Raw genomic sequence first — 16757 nt, 5'->3', positions numbered from 1 at the left:
GCACTTTTACATACGTTTTTTCGCATTAAATTTACTTCTTGAACCCTATTTAAAGAAATCGATTTCGGTAAACCGCTTAATTTTTCCAATTAATTTTTGAAAAACAAAAAATATCGTTAATTTTTATTTAATTTGCGATAAAATTCAATTATTTTATAATGATAACTATCACTCGCCTTTTTGATTTTCCCTATTACCAACAAGAAAAATACAATAACATTCCGGACGCCTTAGTAAGCAAGCAGAACGGTGTTTGGGTAAAAACTTCTACTCAGGAATACATAGCCAAAGCCAATGCGGTTTCCAGGGCACTGTTGAGGATGGGTATTCAAAAAGACGATAAAATTGCCATTATTTCCTCTAACAACAGAACCGAATGGAATATTATGGATATTGGTGCTTTGCAAACCGGAGCGCAAACCGTTCCTATTTATCCAACCATTTCTGAAGAGGATTACGAATATATCCTGAATCATTCGGGTGCTATTTATTGTTTTGTATCGGATGCCGAGGTGCTTCGAAAAGTAAATTTAATTCGAAATAAAGTTCCGAATTTAAAAGAAGTGTACTCTTTCAACGAAATTGAAGGATGTAAAAACTGGAACGAATTATTGATTCTTGGTGTAGACACCGGCAATCAAAATGATGTTGAATACCGAAAAAGCAATGTTAAAACTGAAGATTTAGCGACTATAATTTATACTTCGGGAACAACAGGAAGACCAAAAGGCGTCATGCTTTCGCATAAAAATATCGTATCTAATGTATTGGATAGTGCGACAAGAATTCCTTTTGAAGCAGGAAAAAGTCGTGCTTTGAGTTTCCTTCCTATCTGTCATATTTTTGAAAGAATGATTTTGTATTTATATCAATATTATGGCGTATCGGTATATTTTGGGGAATCGATAGATAAAATCAGTGATAATCTTAAAGAAGTAAAACCAACGGTAATTACAGCTGTACCAAGACTTTTGGAAAAAGTATATGATAAAATTTATGCCAAAGGAACCGAATTAACAGGAATTAAAAAGAATCTTTTCTTTTGGGCTATTGATTTAGGACTGAGATATGAGCCGTACGGAGCCAATGGTTTTTGGTATGAAATGCAACTTAAAATTGCACGCAAATTGATTTTCAGCAAATGGAAAGAAGGTTTAGGCGGAAATTTAGATTTAATGGTATCAGGAAGTGCCGCTTTACAACCCCGATTAGCCAGAGTTTTTGCAGCTGCAGAAATCCCCGTAATGGAAGGTTATGGCTTGACTGAAACGTCACCCGTAATATCCGTAAACGACATGAGAAATAAAGGTTTCAGAGTGGGAACCGTGGGAAAAGTAATTGATAATGTAGAGGTGATAATTGCTGAAGACGGCGAAATCCTTTGCAAAGGACCTAACGTGATGATGGGTTATTTTAAAGATGAAAAATTAACCAGCGAAGTAATCACTGACGGTTATTTCCATACTGGTGATATTGGAATTTTTGATGCCGATGGATTCTTAAAAATTACCGATCGCAAGAAGGAAATGTTCAAAACCTCAGGAGGAAAATACATCGCTCCACAACTGATTGAAAATACGATGAAACAATCTCGTTTCATTGAGCAAATCATGGTGATTGGCGACGGTCAGAAAATGCCGGCAGCCTTTATTCAACCGAGTTTTGATTTCATCAAAGAATGGGCCGTCATTCACGGAATCAACATAGGAAAAAGCAACGAAGAAATTATCTCAAACGAAAAGGTAATCGAACGAATTCAAGCAGAAATTGACAGCTTGAATATGAAATTTGGAAACTGGGAGAAAATCAAACGTTTTGAACTGACGCCAGATATTTGGTCTATTGAGGGTGGACAATTGACTCCAACTTTAAAACTAAAACGAAAAATAGTAATGGAAAAATACATTGATTTATTCCATAAAATATACAACTAACATTTTGTAAAGCAATCCCGTTATGAAACTAAAACTAATAATTTGTTCCGTTCTAAGTGTATTCTTTTTTTCTAATTGTCAGGAAAAACCAAAGGAAGATTCGATTAAAGCAAATTATTTAGATTTCTCCAAACGGGACGATCAGCTGACGGGCGGTATCAAAATGATTCCTATAAAAACGCCAAAAGGCACTTTTAAAGTCTGGACCAAAACCGTAGGCAATAATCCAAAAATAAAAGTGTTGCTGCTTCATGGCGGTCCCGGATTGACGCATGAATTGTACGAATGCTTTGACGGGTATTTTCCTAATGAAAGCATTGAATACATTTATTACGATCAATTGGGCTCGTATTACAGCGATCAACCCAATGACAATAGTTTGTGGACAAACGAACGTTTTGTGGAAGAAGTGGAACAGGTTCGAAAAGCTTTAGGTTGTGACAATACCAACTTTTATATTTTGGGACAATCCTGGGGCGGAATCCTAGCGATGGAATACGCTTTGAAATACCAAAAGAACCTGAAAGGTTTGATCATCTCCAATATGATGGCCAGCGCACCTGCTTACAACAAATATGCTGAAGAAGTATTGGGTCCAAAACTTCCAAAAGCAGTTTTTGATCAAATAAAAACATTTGAAAAAAACAAGGATTACACCAACCCAAAATACACCGAACTGCTTTTTAAATACTATTATACAGAACACATTTTAAGAATGCCTGTTGATCTATGGCCAGAATCCATAAACAGAGCTTTCAAACACATGAACTCAAATGTGTATGTGTTTATGCAAGGGCCAAGTGAATTTGGAATTACAGGAGATGCTTCTTTAAAAAATTGGGATGTCACTGCCAGACTTAAAACGATTAGTGTTCCCACACTGGTTATTGGTGCCAAATATGACACGATGGATCCCAAGCACATGGAATGGATGTCTAAAGAAGTTCAAAACGGACGTTTCTTATTATGTCCTAACGGAAGCCACCTTTCGCAATACGATGACCCTAAATACTATTTCCCGGGCGTAATCAAGTTCTTGAAAGATGTGGATAGTGGAGAGTTTAAGAAGGCTTAGAAAAATATTTATCATACAAAAAACCACGAATTGATGTTCGTGGTTTTTTGGTTTTTAGTGGGAAACTATAAATCAAAAGGCGCAATGATTATTTTTAAAATATATTAGTTAAAAGATAATTTATAATCCTAATAATTGCTAAGACAAAATACCAGGTATCATATTTTTCCTCTTGTTATATCTAATTAATCTTCTATCAGAAGTAATTAATTTACATTCCATTGTCATTGCTGATGCAAAAACTTGCTTGTCATGACCATCAAAATTATGATCAAGTTCAATATCTTTAATTTTTATATAATTTTCTAATATTTCTCTATCTAATGGTTGTATCTCCATATTATCTTTTTCTTTAATTCTCAAATACACTTCAGATATAATTTTGCTCGCAACTTCTTCATTTTTGAACCATTTTATAAATATTTCAATGAAAACACACGCCGGTATGATTAGCTTAATCTCATTATTATTTTTGAAAGCAGAATCAATAATTTCAAGAGAAGTACCACTTATAGATATATCTGAACCAACAAATATATCAGCAAAATAGGATATGATTGCATTTGTATCAATAACATATATCTCACTTGCCATATATAGAGTATTGCGTATCTATTAAATAATCTTCTAAAACTAAATTAGGACTGAGAATATTTTTATAAAGGGTATCTATAAATCTTATATCAGTTTCTTGAATTAAAAAATCATAGCTCAATGGCAATTCATAAATGAATTTTATTATTTCATTAGTATCAATCCCTCTCTTTTCTAATTGCTCCAAAATGATTGTAAGGATATTGTTAATTGATGATATTTTTATTTCCCAATATTTTAAACTTTCAAAATGACCTGTCAAATGTGAAAAATTTTCATCGTAGTCTTTACTTTTTAAAAATTCAACCAGTAAAAATTCTTTGTATTCTTCTCTGCTAAATGTGTGATGCATTTATTGTTTTTTTGATTTACTAAACAAATCATCTGAATCTTCTTTAGATATATCATTTTGAAAATCAGACTCCCAATCATCTTTCTTACCCAATTTTTCATTTACATAAACATCATTAATTTCTGCAATTTCTTCTATTATTGCTTTTTCAATTAAACTAAATGCTCTTTCTAAGATGGTAGATGCATTATACTCTGATTTTTCAGCTATTAACTCAATAGCTTTTTCTGTAAATGGAAAAATTTTATTTTCTGGTGTAGGATGAATTCTATATTTTTCTAAATAAATCTCAAGCAATGACCTAGCTTGATTATAATTTAGCTTATTGAAATAAATTATATGTTTTGATATATCTCCATTTTCACTTAACATAGGGCTTCTTCTCTCCATTCCAGATGTTGACCATGATTTCTCAACTAATCTAGGAACACCCGCATGTAAAACTAATATTAAATTATAGAAACCTATCCTTGCATTTTCTAAAACGCCATCAAAAAAATTAGTCCTAATCTCTAATGCAAACTCCTGTTTTAATTTTTCACTTTGAAAATCCGGAATTCTTTCAAAATCATCAATTATTATATATGATCCATTAAAGCCACTAGCTTCAAAAAACAGGACTAAATCATTAAAAATAAAATCAATTCTTTGTTTACCTTTTTTTAATCCTTCAAAATATTTTTTAAAATCATCTTGATTTGCAACATTAGAACCATAAAAATTGTTTTTATCTCTATTCAAGATGAAATCTGCAGATATTTTACTAAATTCTTTTTTCTGATAAAATTCTCTCGTTATATCAGAAATAGTAAAATTTTTACCTTTAAAAAAATGCGATGAATTTAATTTAGAAACTAAATCTTTTTGATCTTCAAAATCTTTTTCTAAATCAATTTGATCACTAAACTTCTCAATTATTACTTCTAATCTTAAAGAGGCCAAACAATAATTTATCAAATTTTTATTGATTATTTCTTCAAAAATTAAATCCACAAAATCATAAAATGTTTTGGATTTTCCACTAGGCAAAGGAGATATATGTAATCCGAAGCATTTATTAACATCATTAGAAATATCTAAGCTATAATCAAAATTAATCTTATCAATTAAATCTAACGTAAATGCAGATTTCCCATTTCCACGTCCTACATATGAATTATCTATAATATACCCTAATCTTATATGATTAGGATTACTCTGTGGTTCTTTGACAAAGTTTTCAATTATTTGGGTTCTTTCAGCTTCTCTAATTTTACTTTCATAAATCCTACCATTGTACCTGTCGTCAGGAGAAACCTTATTTACAAAAGGTGTATTAGGAAAGGGATTTTCTTTTAAATTGAAAATTTCATATCTAGTTTTTTTGTCATCAGATATTTCACTCGTTGGTTTCTTAAGTAAATTTTTCATTTATCTATTTATTTTCTATAATCTATTGCTATAATATTTTTATACTGACCATTTATCGACACAGGCTCTCTTTTCAAATACATCGCATTTGTTTCGTAGGGAAGCCGATCAGCTTCTAAAGATATCTGTACTTTCGTCTCGCCTTTTAAATTTCTATTGTATATTTTTTCAATAAATTCATTAAAAATAAAACTTGGGATTCTTCTTTTGTAACACACTCTTTCTCGCAAATCTGAAATTCTGACAAAATGCGTGCCTCGGGTTCTTTTTAAATCAAAATAAATTTCAACTAAAGAATCAACAAAACTATCTTGATTATCCTGATTCCATTGTAATTTATGAATAAATAATTTTTGTCCATTTTCATATGAAAAAACATTAATTAAATCCTTATTGTTACTTTTATTTGTAATGATAGAAGTTGGGTATACCAACCTTCCATCAAAATTAGGATAAAATTCAGTTGTATGTATGATTCCCAATTGTTTCCCTCTTTCAACCCAAATATTAAATGTTTCAAAAGAATGTTTATAGTTATAAATTTTATTCAAAAAATAATTTAGCCAATATTTTCGAAATCTAATAATTATCGAATTATATTTTTCCCCATCAAACAACTTATCTAGTTCTTTTGTAAGCAAACCATCGCTAAACAAAGATTGTAATAAGATTTCATTAGCATTTTGTAAATCGATATTTTGTTGAAGAAAATTTACAATATCATTTTCTAATTTTTTCTTTAATTTATTAGAATATGAAATTATATCCCCGTTAGTTTTCATATTTGACTTTTCAAATCCTAACTTTCTAGGAGAATAAATTGGAAATATTAATAACCCATTTTTAGTTTTATTTTCTGAATAACATAAATTTATTAAATCAAAAAAAGCAAAATATTTTTTCTCCATTAATAAAAGTAACCTTTCATAAAATAATCTTCTATCCTTTTCTCCTAAACTCAAGCATTCCATACCTGTTTCAGTCAAAGTTAATTTGTTATTATTATTTTTTACTAACTCATAACTAACAGCCTCAATTATTACCTGCTCATATGTATAAAAATATCTTTGCTCTTGTTTTAAAGACAAGTCAGATTGTTCAATTGTTAACTTTCTATATTTTGATTCACCTAATCTTTCTTTATCTTTCAGAATTTTAAAATTAAGAAAAATAACACTTTTATTTTCATGGTTTTTACAACTTTGTAACAATATAAATATATAGTCCAAAAAATAGAATTTTCTGACCATTTGTGGATTGGGAATTGGTTCTTTTAAAATCACTTACATTATATTTATATACAAATGTAATTATAATAAACTACTTACAATTACGAAAACTCATAATCCCACCAATTAAATTTCAAATCCCATTATTTCTCATCTGCAGGATTTGCGCGAGGGATGGAAGTGGCATCCTTTTATGAAGTCCCGACGGTTCGGGACGGAATAAAAGATACAACGGACAGCCCGACCCGGAGTTGCGAGGAGGAACGACGCAGCAAAACGGAGGGGCGCGCCCAAAAAATACGTTAAAAAACGATTCAATTTCCTCAATTTCAGCGGTATTTATTTATATTTAATGCTTTTTAACAAAAAAATAATTTAATTTATTATGCGTGCATAGTATTTTTTATTATATTTGAAATCGATATAGTTCCCTATGAAAGACAAAACAATAGATTACATACTACGAGCTACCTGGCAAGCGGTTGCCAGAATGTATAATGAAGAAGCTTCTAAATATGATGCGAGTATGGCCACCGGTTTTGCTTTGTTGAGTATTGACAAGGAAGGGGGAACACCCTCTACGGCTTTGGGACCAAAAATGGGAATGGAAGCCACAAGCCTGACCAGAACCTTGAAATCTATGGAGGAAAAGGGATTGATCATAAGAAAGAAAAACCCTGAAGATGGCCGTGGTGTTTTGATTTACCTGACTGATTTTGGTAAAGAAAAAAGAGAATTATCCAAGAATACGGTTTTGAAATTTAATGAAACCGTGAAACAACATATCTCTGAGGAGAAGCTGCAACATTTTATTGAAGTTTCTGAAACAATCAACGAATTAATTCAAGATAAGAATATATTTAATCATAAGAGCGTCAGCGAACTGGCGGAGCAAACAGAAAATGACATCGCCTGATTTAAAAAAATAATCAATAATTAAGAATGGCGATACCACCTGCCTGTCGGCAGACAGGTATTAAAATAAAAAAAAATAAATATTAACTACGTATGAAACGCACAATTAAAAAAGTTGCAGTAATTGGATCCGGAATTATGGGTTCAGGAATTGCTTGTCATTTTGCTAACATTGGTGTCGAGGTTTTACTTTTGGACATTGTTCCAAGAGAACTTACCGAAGCAGAAGCCAAAAAAGGGCTTACTTTAGAAAGCAAAATCGTAAGAAACCGATTGGTAAATGAGCATTTAGCCAATTCCCTGAAATCGAAGCCCTCTCCTATTTACAGTCAGAAATTTGCAAGCAGAATCACAACTGGAAATACCACTGATGACATGGCAAAAATTGCTGCTGTCGATTGGATTATTGAGGTTGTAGTGGAACGTTTGGACATCAAGAAACTGGTTTTTGAACAAATTGAAAAATTCAGAAAACCAGGAACTTTGGTAACTTCAAACACCTCTGGAATTCCGATTCACTTTATGAGTGAAGGAAGAAGCGACGATTTTCAGAAGCATTTCTGCGGGACACACTTTTTTAACCCTGCGCGTTATTTAAAATTATTCGAAATTATTCCTGGCCCACAAACTTCAACAGAAGTATTGGACTTCCTTACTATATATGGAGAGAAATTCTTGGGTAAAACTTCGGTTGTTGCCAAAGATACTCCGGCGTTTATCGGGAATAGAGTTGGTATTTACGGGATTCAGAGTTTGTTTCATTTGGTAAAAGAATTGGGACTTACAATTGAGGAAGTAGATAAATTGACTGGTCCGGTTATTGGTCGCCCAAAATCGGCTACTTTCAGAACCGTTGACGTAGTTGGATTGGATACTTTGGTGCATGTTGCCAACGGAATCTACGAAAACTGCCCGAATGACGAACAACACGAGTTGTTCAAATTACCGGATTTCGTCAACAAAATGATGGAGAACAAATGGTTGGGAAGCAAAACAGGTCAAGGTTTTTATAAAAAAGTAGACAAGGATATTTTGTCTTTGGATTTAGATACTTTAGAATACCGTCCGGCTAAAAGAGCTTCTTTCGCCACTTTGGAACTGACAAAAACGATTGATAAACCAATTAACCGTTTTAAAGTTCTGGTAAAAGGAAAAGACAAAGCAGGAGAATTCTACAGAAAAAGTTTTGCAGGAATGTTTGCTTATGTTTCTAACAGAATTCCTGAGATCTCAGACGAATTATACAAGATTGACGATGCTATGAAAGCCGGTTTTGGATGGGAAAATGGTCCTTTCGAAATTTGGGATGCCATAGGTGTTGCAAAAGGAATTGAAATGATGAAAGCAGAAGGTCTTGAACCAGCTGCATGGGTAAATGATATGTTGACTTCTGGAAGTTCTAGTTTTTATTCTATTAAAGAAGGAGCCACTTTTTTCTACAATATCCCAACAAAATCACAAACTAAAGTTCCGGGTCAGGATTCCTTTATTATCCTGAACAACATTCGCGAAAGCAAAAAAGTATGGAGCAATAGCGGTGCAATTATACAAGACTTAGGAGACGGAATCTTGAATTTAGAATTCCAGTCTAAAATGAATACGATTGGTGGCGATGTTTTGGCCGCTATCAATAAAGCGATTGATTTATCTGAAAAAGAATACCAAGGTCTGGTTATTGGAAATCAAGCAGCGAATTTCTCTGTGGGTGCCAATATCGGAATGATTTTCATGATGGCAGTAGAACAAGAATATGATGAGTTGAATATGGCAATCAAAATGTTCCAAGACACGATGATGCGCGTACGTTACTCTGGAATTCCTGTTGTGGTTGCGCCACACGGAATGACTTTTGGCGGCGGTTGCGAAATGAGTTTGCATGCCGATAAAGTTGTTGCAGCAGCGGAAACGTATATGGGATTAGTGGAGTTTGGTGTTGGAGTAATTCCAGGTGGTGGAGGTTCGAAAGAACTGGCATTGCGTGCATCTGATTTATTCCATAAAAATGATGTAGAGCTGAATGTGTTGCAAGAATATTTCTTGACGATCGCTATGGCAAAAGTGTCTACTTCTGGATATGAAGCTTTTGATACGGGACTTTTACAACAAGGGAAAGATATCATCGTGGTAAACAAAGACCGTCAGATTGCTGAAGCGAAGAAACATGCTTTACTAATGGCCGAAGCTGGTTACACACAACCAATTCGCAGAAGCGATGTAAAAGTTCTTGGAAAACAAGCTTTGGGAATGTTCCTTGTAGGAACTGACCAAATGGAAGCCGGAAAATACATCTCAGAACACGACAAGAAAATCGCAAACAAACTAGCTTATGTAATGGCTGGTGGTGATTTATCAGAGGCATCATTAGTAACCGAACAATATTTATTGGATCTGGAACGTGAAGCTTTCTTGTCATTGTGTACGGAAAGAAAAACATTGGAAAGAATCCAATTTATGTTAACCAAAGGGAAACCTCTAAGAAACTAAAAAAATGAAAACAGCCTATATAGTTAAAGCATACAGAACAGCCGTGGGGAAAGCTCCAAAAGGTGTGTTTAGATTTAAACGTCCTGATGAATTAGCAGCGGAAACGATTCAATTTATGATGAATGAGTTGCCTGATTTCGACAAGAAACGTATTGATGACGTGATGGTAGGAAATGCCATGCCGGAAGCAGAACAAGGATTAAACATAGGACGATTGATTTCCTTAATGGGATTGAAAATCGAAGATGTTCCGGGTGTAACGGTAAACCGTTATTGCGCGTCAGGTTTAGAAACAATTGGTATGGCTACAGCCAAAATCCAGTCTGGAATGGCAGATTGTATCATTGCCGGTGGAGCCGAAAGCATGAGTTTTATTCCAATGGGAGGTTACAAGCCTACTCCGGATTATGCTGTTGCAAAAGCTGGAAACGAAGATTACTATTGGGGAATGGGATTAACTGCGGAAGCGGTTGCCCAACAATTCAAAGTATCTCGTGCGGACCAAGATGAGTTTGCATACCAATCGCACATGAAAGCCCTGAAAGCGCAAGCCGAAGGTAAATTTGACAAACAAATTGTTCCTATTACGGTAGAGCAAACGTTTATCAATGAAAATGGTAAAAAAGAGACTAAATCGTATATCGTAAATAAAGATGAAGGTCCTAGAGCAGGAACTTCTGTGGAAGCTTTGGCGGGTTTAAGACCCGTATTTGAAGCTGGAGGTAGTGTAACCGCTGGAAACTCTTCTCAAATGAGTGATGGAGCAGCATTTGTTCTAATCATGAGCGAAGAAATGGTAAAAGAATTGAACCTTACTCCTATCGCCCGTTTGGTAAACTTTGCTTCGGCTGGAGTGGAACCAAGAATTATGGGAATTGGACCTGTAAAAGCAATTCCAAAAGCATTGAAACAAGCGGGTTTAACGTTGAATGATATTGATTTAATTGAGTTGAACGAAGCGTTTGCATCGCAATCTTTAGCCGTTATTCGTGAATTAGGTTTAAATCCTGACATCGTAAACGTAAATGGTGGAGCAATTGCAATGGGACACCCGCTAGGTTGTACCGGAGCTAAATTGTCTGTTCAACTGTTCGACGAAATGAAAAAAAGAGGCAGCAAATACGGAATTGTGAGTATGTGTGTAGGAACCGGGCAAGGTTCAGCAGGGATTTACGAGTTGTTGTAGATAAAAACAATTCCTCCTTCTGTCATTCCGACGAAGGAGGAATCTCATACTATTGGAACGGAATATCATAATGAGATTCCTCCCTCGTCGGAATGACAAGTTAACGCAAAGAAATTATAAAATTAGATTGTCATTATCTAACAGTCTATTACCTAAAAAAAAGTAACAAAATGAGCAACGTAACCAGAGGAGGACAATTCCTTGTAAAAGAAACAAAGTGCGAAGATATCTTCACTCCAGAAGATTTCAATGAAGAACAATTAATGATGCGTGACTCTGTAAAAGAGTTTGTAGACAAAGAATTATGGCCTAATAAAGACCGTTTTGAAAAGAAAGATTATGCCTTAACTGAAGAAACGATGCGTAAAGCGGGAGACTTAGGTTTTCTAAGTGTTGCAGTGCCTGAAGCTTATGGTGGAATGGGAATGGGGTTTGTGAACACTGTTTTGGTTTGTGATTATATTTCAGGAGCAACTGGATCGTTCTCTACTGCTTTTGGAGCACACACAGGAATTGGAACAATGCCAATTACTTTATACGGTACCGAAGAACAAAAACAAAAATACGTGCCTAAATTAGCTTCTGGCGAATGGTTTGGTGCTTATTGCCTTACTGAACCAGGCGCAGGATCAGATGCCAATTCAGGAAAAACAAAAGCAGTTCTGTCTGAAGACGGAAAAACGTATTCCATTACAGGTCAAAAAATGTGGATTTCGAATGCAGGTTTCTGCTCTGTATTCATCGTTTTCGCCCGTATTGGAGACGACAAAAACATTACTGGTTTTATTGTTGAAAACACGAAAGATAACGGAATTTCAATGGGAGAAGAAGAACACAAATTAGGAATTCGTGCTTCTTCTACTCGTCAGGTTTTCTTTAACGAAACTAAGGTTCCAGTTGAAAACATGCTGTCTGAAAGAGGAAATGGTTTCAAAATTGCAATGAATGCCTTGAATGTGGGTCGTATTAAATTGGCTGCAGCCTGTCTTGACGCACAACGTAGAGTGATTACAAACGCAACTGCATATGCAAACGAAAGAATCCAATTTAACACTGCAATTTCCCAATTTGGTGCGATTCGTGCAAAATTAGCAGAAATGGCCACTTCTTGTTATGCTGGTGAAAGTGCTACTTATAGAGCGGCAAAAGATATTGAAGATAGAATTACTGCTCGTGAAGCGGAAGGTACTACGCATCAGGATGCCGAATTAAAAGGAGTTGAAGAATATGCTATTGAGTGTTCTGTCCTAAAAGTGGCAGTATCTGAAGATGTTCAAAACTGTGCCGATGAAGGAATTCAAATTTTTGGAGGAATGGGATTCTCTGAGGATACACCAATGGAAAGTGCTTGGAGAGATGCAAGGATTGCTCGTATCTATGAAGGTACTAATGAAATAAACAGAATGCTTTCTGTAGGTATGTTGATCAAAAAAGCAATGAAAGGACATATTGATTTACTGGGACCTGCATCAAAAGTACAAGAAGAATTAATGGGAATTCCATCATTTGAAACCCCTGATTATTCTGAATTGTTTGCAGAGGAAAAAGAAATGATTGGCAAATTGAAAAAAGCATTCTTAATGGTTGCTGGTGGAGCTGTTCAAAAATACGGTCCGGATTTAGATGCACACCAACAATTATTGATGGCAGCTTCAGATATTTTAATCGAAATCTACATGGCTGAAAGTACGATCCTTAGAACGGAGAAATTAGCCAAAAAAGAAGGAGAAGCTAAAGTCCAAGAGCAAATTGCAATGGCAAAATTATACCTATACCAAGCAGTGGATATCGTTACTCAAAAAGGGAAAGAAAGTGTTATTTCTTTTGCCGAAGGAGATGAACAACGCATGATGCTAATGGGATTACGTCGTTTTACAAAATACACAAACATGCCAAATATTGTTGCATTAAGAGAAGCAATCACGGCAAAATTAGTAGAGAAAAATGAATACTGTTACTAATTAGAAAATAGTTTTTGGTTGAATTTATTTGTTAAAAAAACCGTCGAGTTGAAATAACGAGACGGTTTTTTTTATGGCTTAAATTTAAAAAATCATTTAATCTCCTTCTTTTCTATTGGACTTATTTCTCCATTATAGGAAATTGTACTCCGATTATTTGAATTAATGGAAAGTGAAGCGCTACCATCAAAGAAAACGGAGAGATACATCGTATATACATCATATTGCCCCTTAACTTTCGCTTTTATTTGATACGCTTTTTTTTCTTTTTTAAACGTATATTCTTGTGGTTTTCCTTCAAAATTTAATCCGCCATCGCCACGATAAGCAACATCACTATAGGCTGTACCAAAAAAAGGCATTTCGCTTTTGATAAAATTAGGTTGAAATTGTATATAATTGAAATTAGAAGTTAAATCTATGTTTCTGAAACCCTGAGGTGCGGCATTTCTGACTACAAAAAAGAATTCCTTGGAATTCACCAAAATCTCCGTCTGGTTTTGTTTTTCAATTTTCCCGGCTTCTCTTAGCTTTTTTTTAGTTTTTTCCTGAGCAAAACTAATAGTGACAACAAGGTAAAGCAACAATACTAAAAAGAAGTTTTTTGCTTTCATGATTTCTATTTATTCTGATTAAAATTATTTTTTATGTAAAATAAACAATAAGATTCATTAAAAAACCTTCACGGGTAAATTCCTAGCTTATTTTTTCTCGAAACTCATCACGTAAATACCCCCCATGATAAAATTCAAAGTTTTTCCATCTTCAGAAATAGAATAATAATCTATTTTTTGCAGTGTCGACATATAAACATTCTCCCCTTCTCCGGGACAAAACATTTTGGTTACTGCCATAGGTTCTTTGAAACTGATTTTATTTCCATCCACATTTAATTTCCCGGAATAACGATTGCAACTGTTACTTCCTGTAACGTTGTTCTTCTTTAAATCGAAAGTGACGCTTGGTTTTTTGTTCGGATATAACTCTTTAAAAGCCATTCTTGGCCCTCGTATATAATTTAGCTCCCAAGTTCCTTCCAGTAAAGTTGTTTTTGTCTTTGACTTTACAACTGAATTGCAGGAAATAAATACTAAGCACAAAATAGTTAGCGATAAAATTATTTTTTTCATGTGTTTTGTTTTAAAATCTTAATTATTGTTATCCGATAGAAAACTTTAGAAAGTTACTTACCTTAATTTTCAAAAACCTTACGAGAGTTTGGCTCATAACAGCTTAATTTTTGCTGCAATTTGGAGAATTAGATAAGCGAACGAAAATGTATTTCCTTTTCTATTATAAATTCTCAGGATCTTTTTTATGCAGTATTCAAGAATGCAACTGCTGAATTATCATCAAAAAATACTAAACTGCATATTTGATCCTGTATCTATTTGCCACTCCTTTTCTGGACTTTCTAAAAATTTATTTAAATAAATGAATTCTGCAAAAGCTAACTATATTAGAAAAGGCCCCTTTTCTTTTCAAACTTTTCTTTATCACCCCATCAAAAATTAAAGTTAAAACACAATAAATTTGAATCTTTATTGCATTTTTATTATCGCCTAAAAAGAATTTCAAAGGAAATTTTTTTTTTGATTTGCATGAAAAGTAATTCTATTTGCCAACCTATTTTATAGAGAGCTGCTATCGAGTCTGCTCTAAATAAAATATATTGAAGGTAACTTCAAACGCGGTCTTGCCTTTAGAATTGTTTTACATATCTGTATGAATCGTGCTTCTTAACTCCAACTTTTATCATCGAATTGTCTGGTAAAAAATCAGCTATCCTAAAACTGATTTAGTATAAAATTCCTATTTTTGCTGATCGTCTTTTTTAATTTTGCAAAACTAAAATACTATATTACTAAGAAGCCATCAATTTGGTTTCTTTTTTATCGGACATTAATGTCTTCAAACAATAATTTTATATTTTCGTAGGAGTTTTTTAACGCTTCCGGGATTTGTTCTGGATTCAGCCAAGCTACCTTTTCAATCCCCTCTTCTAATTGGCCCTGCGGTGTGCCTTCAAAATCCGAATGCATTTCGAACCAGTGGGTAATTTTCAGTTTGTATTTTCCATTACGTCTAAAAACGTGATACGTTTTTTGCAGTTTGTGTTTTATGGATAATAGATTAACGCCTGTCTCTTCCTCTACTTCACGCATGGCAGTGTCTTCAATTTCTTCCCCTTTTTCAATTCCGCCTTTGGGTAAATCCCATTTTCCGTTTCTAAAAATAAATAAAACCTCGCCTTTTTTATTGTAAACCAAGCCTCCCCCAGCTTTAGTAACAGGAATTTTAGCTTTCAAAGTCTTCATAATCTCCCTTTCATCTGGATGATACAGATAAGCTTTTTGAATTTTATTTTGAAATATTTTTACTATAAGTTGCTCTATGTCAATACTCTCTAACAAGAATAATTGAAAATCAGTCTCTTTAGAGATGTGATTTGTCAAAAAAAGTGGTTTGTCGTTAACAAAAACTTTATACATTTGTATTATGATTTTTAATAAAGATACAGCCGAAAAAACAGCCGAATTGCTTTTGCAAATAAATGCAATTAAATTGAATCCAGGAAATCCTTTTACATGGGCTTCCGGATGGAAATCGCCAATATATTGCGACAACCGCTTAATCCTCTCATTTCCAGTCATAAGAAACTATGTCCGCGATGAATTTGCCAAAAATATTGAAAAACAATTTGGCAAACCTGATGTTATTGCTGGTGTAGCCACTGGAGCGATAGGAATTGGTATGCTAGTTGCAGAGAGTTTAGGGCTGCCATTTGTGTATGTTCGCCCAGAACCAAAAAAACATGGACGATTAAACCAAGTGGAAGGTTTTTTACAAAAAGGACAAAACGTTGTCGTTGTAGAGGATTTGATAAGCACCGGAAACAGCAGTTTACTTGCTGTCGAAGCTTTGCGTGCAGCAGGAGCAAACGTAAAAGGTATGGCAGCAATATTCACTTATGGATTTGATGTTGCGGAACAAAATTTCAAAAATGCCAATATCGATTTATTGACATTAAGCAATTATCAAAATTTGTTGAATTTGGCTGTTGCCAAAAAATATATTACGGAAAAAGAGGAACAAACTTTAAGAGAATGGAACGTGAGTCCGTCAACTTGGGGAAATTGATTTTAGATTTTTTGATTAACAATTTTAAAAATATCCTAACGGATAAACGATTAACCAAATAAACAAATAAACTTTTAAAATATGAACTTAGAAAGTCCAAAAGTTACTGTCGAAAAATCAGCACAAGAATTATTTGATTTGTTGAGCAATGTACAAAATTTCGAAAAATTAATGCCCGAAAATATTGCGAAATTTGAAGTTATCGGTGACGATGCTTTTATTTTTGGATTGAAAGGTATGCCGGAAATAAAATTAAAAATGAAAGAAAAAGTAGCGCCAAACAAAATTGTTTTGGGTGCTGCAAGCGATAAACTTCCATTTACGTTAGTTGCCAATATTAATGCAATTACTGATAACTCAAGCGATGTTAAACTTGATTTTGATGGCGATTTCAATCCTATGATGGCAATGATGATAAAAGGTCCCATTGGAAAATTTATTGAAACATTAGCCACTAATATGGTAAAATTGTAATC

Annotated in this window: 15 protein-coding genes; 8 read left to right on the top strand and 7 right to left on the bottom strand. The window is 33.9% G+C overall.

Annotation, left to right across the window (positions count from 1 at the left end; all coding sequences use genetic code 11):
- The first annotated feature begins 158 nt into the window (after positions 1–158).
- Together ACFX5E_RS07965 and ACFX5E_RS07960 are read left to right on the top strand one after the other, a co-directional pair.
- The gene (locus tag ACFX5E_RS07965; protein WP_379854661.1) at positions 159–1934 is read left to right on the top strand and encodes an AMP-dependent synthetase/ligase; all 1776 of its coding nucleotides are present in this window, start codon (positions 159–161) and stop codon (positions 1932–1934) included.
- 22 nt (positions 1935–1956) lie between these two features.
- Complete coding sequence (locus ACFX5E_RS07960; RefSeq protein WP_379854660.1) at positions 1957–3009, top strand: proline iminopeptidase-family hydrolase; 1053 nt, start codon at positions 1957–1959, stop codon at positions 3007–3009.
- Between the two features lie 138 nt (positions 3010–3147).
- Here ACFX5E_RS07960 and ACFX5E_RS07955 read toward each other — a convergent pair whose 3' ends face one another.
- Genes ACFX5E_RS07955 through ACFX5E_RS07940 form a run of 4 tightly spaced genes read right to left on the bottom strand, consistent with a single transcriptional unit; the run spans position 3148 to position 6648 of the window.
- The gene (locus ACFX5E_RS07955) at positions 3148–3603 is read right to left on the bottom strand and encodes a PIN domain-containing protein (protein WP_379854659.1); all 456 of its coding nucleotides are present in this window, start codon (positions 3601–3603) and stop codon (positions 3148–3150) included.
- Positions 3593–3955: a hypothetical protein gene (locus ACFX5E_RS07950; protein WP_379854658.1), complete on the bottom strand. Its 363-nt coding sequence runs from the start codon at positions 3953–3955 to the stop codon at positions 3593–3595. Before ACFX5E_RS07950 ends, ACFX5E_RS07955 begins: the two co-directional genes overlap by 11 nt.
- Entirely contained in the window at positions 3956–5365 is a 1410-nt protein-coding gene (locus ACFX5E_RS07945) for a hypothetical protein (RefSeq protein WP_379854657.1), read from the bottom strand.
- An 8-nt stretch (positions 5366–5373) separates the two neighbouring features.
- Positions 5374–6648: a hypothetical protein gene (locus ACFX5E_RS07940; RefSeq protein ID WP_379854656.1), complete on the bottom strand. Its 1275-nt coding sequence runs from the start codon at positions 6646–6648 to the stop codon at positions 5374–5376.
- 379 nt (positions 6649–7027) lie between these two features.
- Here ACFX5E_RS07940 and ACFX5E_RS07935 point away from each other — a divergent pair, with 379 nt between their 5' ends.
- The 4 genes from ACFX5E_RS07935 to ACFX5E_RS07920 all read left to right on the top strand — a co-directional run bounded on the left by ACFX5E_RS07935 (position 7028) and on the right by ACFX5E_RS07920 (position 13140).
- On the top strand, positions 7028–7510 hold the full coding sequence (locus tag ACFX5E_RS07935; protein WP_379854655.1) for a MarR family winged helix-turn-helix transcriptional regulator: 483 nt from the start codon (positions 7028–7030) through the stop codon (positions 7508–7510).
- A gap of 92 nt (positions 7511–7602) precedes the next feature.
- Complete coding sequence (locus ACFX5E_RS07930; RefSeq protein ID WP_379854654.1) at positions 7603–9993, top strand: 3-hydroxyacyl-CoA dehydrogenase/enoyl-CoA hydratase family protein; 2391 nt, start codon at positions 7603–7605, stop codon at positions 9991–9993.
- 4 nt (positions 9994–9997) lie between these two features.
- Complete coding sequence (locus ACFX5E_RS07925; protein ID WP_379854653.1) at positions 9998–11179, top strand: acetyl-CoA C-acyltransferase; 1182 nt, start codon at positions 9998–10000, stop codon at positions 11177–11179.
- A 170-nt stretch (positions 11180–11349) separates the two neighbouring features.
- Positions 11350–13140, top strand: a complete 1791-nt coding sequence (locus ACFX5E_RS07920; RefSeq protein WP_379854652.1) for an acyl-CoA dehydrogenase family protein — start codon at positions 11350–11352, stop codon at positions 13138–13140.
- A gap of 92 nt (positions 13141–13232) precedes the next feature.
- Here the strand turns inward: ACFX5E_RS07920 and ACFX5E_RS07915 are convergent, their stop codons facing one another.
- From ACFX5E_RS07915 to ACFX5E_RS07905, 3 genes are all read right to left on the bottom strand, one after another.
- Positions 13233–13754, bottom strand: coding sequence for a DUF4251 domain-containing protein (locus ACFX5E_RS07915; RefSeq protein ID WP_379854651.1), 522 nt, complete (start codon positions 13752–13754; stop codon positions 13233–13235).
- An 87-nt stretch (positions 13755–13841) separates the two neighbouring features.
- Positions 13842–14270, bottom strand: coding sequence for an META domain-containing protein (locus ACFX5E_RS07910; RefSeq protein ID WP_379854650.1), 429 nt, complete (start codon positions 14268–14270; stop codon positions 13842–13844).
- Between the two features lie 762 nt (positions 14271–15032).
- Positions 15033–15632 (bottom strand): NUDIX hydrolase, encoded by a 600-nt coding sequence (locus ACFX5E_RS07905; protein ID WP_379854649.1) that lies wholly within the window; start codon positions 15630–15632, stop codon positions 15033–15035.
- Positions 15633–15639: 7 nt separating this feature from the next.
- Here ACFX5E_RS07905 and pyrE point away from each other — a divergent pair, with 7 nt between their 5' ends.
- Together pyrE and ACFX5E_RS07895 are read left to right on the top strand one after the other, a co-directional pair.
- Positions 15640–16281 (top strand): orotate phosphoribosyltransferase, encoded by a 642-nt coding sequence (gene pyrE, locus ACFX5E_RS07900; protein ID WP_379854648.1) that lies wholly within the window; start codon positions 15640–15642, stop codon positions 16279–16281.
- Between the two features lie 81 nt (positions 16282–16362).
- Positions 16363–16755: an SRPBCC family protein gene (locus tag ACFX5E_RS07895; RefSeq protein WP_379854647.1), complete on the top strand. Its 393-nt coding sequence runs from the start codon at positions 16363–16365 to the stop codon at positions 16753–16755.
- Positions 16756–16757 lie beyond the last annotated feature (2 nt).

It is taken from the genome of Flavobacterium xylosi, from assembly GCF_042787345.1.
GTDB lineage: Bacteria > Bacteroidota > Bacteroidia > Flavobacteriales > Flavobacteriaceae > Flavobacterium > Flavobacterium xylosi.
Note: the sequence above shows the minus strand (reverse complement) of the source record. Positions and strands in the feature narration are given on the sequence as shown.